7 protein-coding genes are annotated in these 4,397 nt (G+C 29.5%); 1 reads left to right on the forward strand and 6 read right to left on the reverse strand.

Annotation, left to right across the window (positions count from 1 at the left end):
• The first annotated feature begins 128 nt into the window (after positions 1-128).
• A complete protein-coding gene (locus ACRDBA_RS16455; protein ID WP_438574018.1) occupies positions 129-722 on the forward strand; it encodes a DUF4829 domain-containing protein in 594 nt (197 codons plus the stop codon).
• A gap of 108 nt (positions 723-830) precedes the next feature.
• On the opposite strand, the gene queF is transcribed toward ACRDBA_RS16455, so the two are convergent.
• From queF to ACRDBA_RS16485, 6 genes are all read right to left on the reverse strand, one after another.
• Positions 831-1,334 carry a preQ(1) synthase gene (gene queF, locus ACRDBA_RS16460; RefSeq protein WP_438574019.1) on the reverse strand — a complete coding sequence of 168 codons (504 nt, stop codon included), beginning with the start codon at positions 1,332-1,334 and terminating at the stop codon, positions 831-833.
• Between the two features lies 1 nt (position 1,335).
• Positions 1,336-1,992 carry a 7-cyano-7-deazaguanine synthase QueC gene (queC, locus tag ACRDBA_RS16465; RefSeq protein WP_438574020.1) on the reverse strand — a complete coding sequence of 219 codons (657 nt, stop codon included), beginning with the start codon at positions 1,990-1,992 and terminating at the stop codon, positions 1,336-1,338.
• 28 nt (positions 1,993-2,020) lie between these two features.
• On the reverse strand, positions 2,021-2,605 hold the full coding sequence (folE, locus tag ACRDBA_RS16470) for a GTP cyclohydrolase I FolE (protein WP_438574021.1): 585 nt from the start codon (positions 2,603-2,605) through the stop codon (positions 2,021-2,023).
• A gap of 2 nt (positions 2,606-2,607) precedes the next feature.
• Positions 2,608-3,282: a putative 7-carboxy-7-deazaguanine synthase QueE gene (queE, locus tag ACRDBA_RS16475; protein ID WP_438574022.1), complete on the reverse strand. Its 675-nt coding sequence runs from the start codon at positions 3,280-3,282 to the stop codon at positions 2,608-2,610.
• Between the two features lie 2 nt (positions 3,283-3,284).
• Positions 3,285-3,713, reverse strand: coding sequence for a 6-pyruvoyl trahydropterin synthase family protein (locus tag ACRDBA_RS16480; RefSeq protein ID WP_438574023.1), 429 nt, complete (start codon positions 3,711-3,713; stop codon positions 3,285-3,287).
• A gap of 485 nt (positions 3,714-4,198) precedes the next feature.
• The coding region (locus tag ACRDBA_RS16485; protein ID WP_438574024.1) for a preprotein translocase subunit YajC at positions 4,199-4,397 on the reverse strand (199 nt) is incomplete at its 5' end.

Here is a 4,397-nt window from a genome sequence, read left to right on the forward strand (position 1 = left end):
ATACCCTTATCTATTCATAAATCAGTGGAGAGAATGACTTATATTAAAAGGCTTTATATAATGTTATAATAAATGTATAAAAATGGAATAAAAATATGTAAAGGTAATTTGATTGGAAGGAGAATATTATGAAAGCAAAAAAATATATATGGTTGTTAACAATTTCTTGTATGTTTATATTTATAGGCTGTAGCAATTTAAAGACTGATAGTAAACAATTAGATGAAGATGAATATATAGTAGAATTTGAAAATGGAAAGCGATTATTTAAGTCTGAGGTTTATCCAAAATCAGATACTGAAAGAGTTATTCTTGATAACTTTAAAATTTATATAAGTGATGAATACGAGAAATTTAAATATCTATATGCTGATATTGATGTTTTTAAGGATCAAGAAAATGTTTATAAGAATAATTTTAACCAGGGATTATATACAAATGAGATTGTTATACATAGTTTAAAGAAATTAGATGAGATTGATTATTCAGGAGATGAAAATAAGAATACCTTTTACCCATATATGGATAAGCTTAATTCATATAATCCAAGTGAATTTGAAATAATAGAGGTAAACTATACAAAAAAGCTTACTAATAAATACGATAAAGTTGCTCAATGGGGAAATGGAAACTGGACAAGATATTATGTGCTTATTAAAGAAGATAGTAGCTCTATCTGGAAAATATTCGATGTATATGGACATATGGTAAGTAATCAATAGATATAATTACTTAAAACTTAGGTAGTATGAGAAATACTATTATTCTTTATATAATAAATAGCCTATTAAAATAAGCTATTTATTATATATTGTACTAAAAATTACTACCTATCTGTTATTTATATTTTCAGGGTACAAATCATGATTCATCATTCTATATGACGCCATTTCTTCAAATTTACTTCCTGCTTGTCCATAGTTACAATAAGGATCGATACTAATGCCACCTCTAGGTGTAAATTTACCCCATACTTCAATATATTTAGGATTCATAAGCTTTATTAAATCCTTCATAATAATATTCATGCAATCTTCATGGAAGTCCCCATGATTTCTAAAGCTAAATAGATAAAGCTTAAGGGATTTACTTTCAACCATCTTTTCTCCTGGTATATAGCTAATGTAAATAGCAGCAAAGTCAGGTTGTCCTGTTATTGGGCAAAGGCTTGTAAACTCTGGACAATTAAATTTTACCCAATAATCATTATCAGGATGCTTATTGTCAAATACCTCTAATATTTCTGGTGTATATCCAAAATCATATTTTGTTCCTGTATTTCCAAGTAAGGTTACATTATTCATTTCTTCTTTTTTTCTTCCTGTATAATTCATACTATTTTTCCCCTTTGATTTTTAAATATTCCGTTAAACCTCTTTGTCTTAAATGGCATGCTGGACACTCTCCACATCCATCACCAATGATTCCATTGTAGCAAGTTAAGGTTTTTTCTCTAATGTAATCAAGCCTTCCAAGTTTATCTGCCATTTTCCAGGTTTCAGCCTTATTAATCCACATAAGTGGTGTATGAACTACAAATGGATAATCCATTGCTAAATTTAAAGTAACATTTAATGACTTTATAAAGATATCACGACAATCTGGATATCCACTAAAGTCAGTTTCACAAACTCCTGTTACAATATGTTTTGCTCCTTTAACTTTAGCAAGAACACCTGCAAAGGTTAAAAATAACATGTTACGGCCTTCTACAAAGGTTGAGGGTGGTTCTCCTTCTTTACCCATTTCTATTTTTATATCATCTCTTGTAAGTGCATTAGGAGATAATTGATTTAAAAGCCCCATATCTAATACATGATGTTCTATACCAAATTCTTTTGCAATATCTCTTGCACAGTCTAATTCCTGCTTATGTCTTTGACCATAATCAAATGTAACTGCAATAACCTCATCAAATTTTTTAATAGCCCAAAAAAGGCATGTTGTAGAGTCTTGTCCTCCACTAAATACTACTACTGCGCGTTCTTTCATTTTCCATTTTCCTTTCATAACTTTATATTTAAGATTTCATAAGTAAAATAGCTTCTTGTCTTAAATGAGTATCATTTTCAAAAATTCCTCTAAAGGATGTAGTACGTGTTAATGCACCAGTTTTTTTTATTCCCCTTGCACTCATACAGCTATGTTCACCTTCAATTAATACTCCAACATCTTCACTATCTGTAACATTGCTTACTATACTTGCAATATCTGCGCCAATACGTTCTTGAAGTTGTAATCTTCTTCCTACCATATCAGCAATACGAGCTATTTTACTAAGACCAATAACTCTTTCTCTAGGCTTATACACAACTGATACCTTCATGTTGTACATAAGTGCTAAATGATGTTCACAATAACTGTGAATTGGTATTTCTCGTACTACTACTAAATCTCCACTTTTATCAACTTCTTCTTCCTCAAAGGTTTTTCCAAAAAGCTCAGCAATTTCTTCATTTGTATAATTAATTCCTTCAAAAATCTCTTCATACATATTTGCCACTCTTTTTGGAGTTTCCTTTAACCCTTCTCTATCTGGATTATCACCTAAGGCAATAAGTATTTCTCTTATATGATATTCAATTTTTTCTTTGTCAATTGCCATAACTACACTCCCCTACATTCCTTTGGCCAAATAATTTTATGAAGCTGTAATTGAAGTTTTATATTACATAAATTCTTTTCCTTCATAAAATTTACTATTTCCTTAGGAGTAATTTTATCTATAACAGGACTTAAATACACCTTACAGACTTTTTCTAAATTATAGCTTTTAATAATTTTATAGGCATAACTTAAATCTTCTTTACTAGCTATAACAAATTTATATACGTCTTCATTAGTAACTTCATTTAAGTTTTCTAAGGACATTTTATCCATCATTCCACTATCAGGTAGCTTATAATCTACTATATAATGAATATTTTCTTCATCATAAGCTTTCTTAAAAGGTGAAATTGATACAGACCCATTAGTTTCAATATAGACTAAAAGTGATTTGTCTTTTGATAAAATACCTAGTAGTTCTTCTATACCATTTTGTATAAGCGGCTCTCCACCTGTTAATGTCACATGGTTTACTCCACTTTTCTTAATAAAATCATAAATTTCAGTAGCACTTAATAATTCTTTATTTTCATCAGCTTCCCAGGAATATGTAGTATCACACCACTTACATCTTAAGTTGCAGCCTTCAAATCTAATAAATACAGCTAAGGCACCTGCCATAGGTCCTTCACCATCTATAGAAACAAATTTTTCGATTACAGAAAACTTATTCATATTTACTCCTCCCTATAAATACAGCTATTAGTTGGTGTTTCAAAAAGCTCTACTTCATAAACGTTAATTCCTTTTTCCTTAAGCATATTAAATATATGCCTAGACATTTCTTCAGCTGTTGTTCTATAAGGTAAATACACAATCTTAAATCCATTAGGCATTAAAGAAAGGCTTTCCCCTACTTTTTTACCTTCATCATTATCCTCTAAGATTAATTTGTGATCGAAAAAGTCTTCTATTTCCTTTAAAGCTTCTTTGATATTACCAAAATCATCTACCATTCCACGAAGCTGCCCTTCTTTATGTACGGTTTTACTAGCTACTTTAACTATTAGCCTATAGCGATGACCATGAATATTTGCACATTTACCATTGTAACCACTTAAGTAATGTGCCATGTCAAATTGAATTTCATTTTTTAATATAAACATTTTTTCCTCCTATTTTGAGGCATAAAAAAAAGCATATTTATACCATCGCGCAGTCAAATATGCTAAAACAAAAAAAGTAGCTCAAAGGCTACTTAAAATTCTTAGTTATATGCCTAGTTTTGTTTAAAGACAGGATGGTCTAACGAACTGTCTTATTCAATTATTAACATCATTAATATACCACATATACTAATAATTAGCAAATATAACTAGTTTTATTAACTTACCCATGAAAGTAACCTGTTCTTGCAGAAACTACAACATAAGGTACTTCTTTTCCATCTATATTTATATAGGCTTCATATGAAACATCCTCTAGGTGCTCTAATCTAACTATTTTTTGCCTATAAGTATCGTATAGGTCTTGCTTAACATATCTTCCCAATTACTAGATATAGGTGAATATAAAGTTATATAATTAGCAAATTCTTGAACATCACCAACTATCCCGCCATTTTTTATTTAATGATAAATTTACTTTAATTTTAAACACTAGATAATGAGGATCTACTTACATTTATTATTACACTTTTTGATTTATCTACTACAACATCAGCTGTTGTCTTACCAAGGTTAACTATCTCTCCATATATTCCATTTGCTATTACAACTTTAGTACCAATTTTCATTTTAGAATAATCCTCAATTATAGCAGCTTTTTGATTTGTGACAGCTTTAAAGCTT

Source organism: Clostridium sp., assembly GCF_051654825.1.
Lineage (GTDB): Bacteria > Bacillota > Clostridia > Clostridiales > Clostridiaceae > Clostridium.

Coding starts and splice junctions, on each gene's coding strand:
- ACRDBA_RS16455 (WP_438574018.1), top strand. CDS start 129: ATGAAAGCAAAAAAATATATATGGTTGTTAACAATTTCTTGTATGTTT.
- ACRDBA_RS16480 (WP_438574023.1), bottom strand. CDS start 3,713: ATGTTTATATTAAAAAATGAAATTCAATTTGACATGGCACATTACTTA.
- queC (WP_438574020.1), bottom strand. CDS start 1,992: ATGAAAGAACGCGCAGTAGTAGTATTTAGTGGAGGACAAGACTCTACA.
- folE (WP_438574021.1), bottom strand. CDS start 2,605: ATGGCAATTGACAAAGAAAAAATTGAATATCATATAAGAGAAATACTT.
- queE (WP_438574022.1), bottom strand. CDS start 3,282: ATGAATAAGTTTTCTGTAATCGAAAAATTTGTTTCTATAGATGGTGAA.
- queF (WP_438574019.1), bottom strand. CDS start 1,334: ATGAATTATACAGGAAGAAAAAAAGAAGAAATGAATAATGTAACCTTA.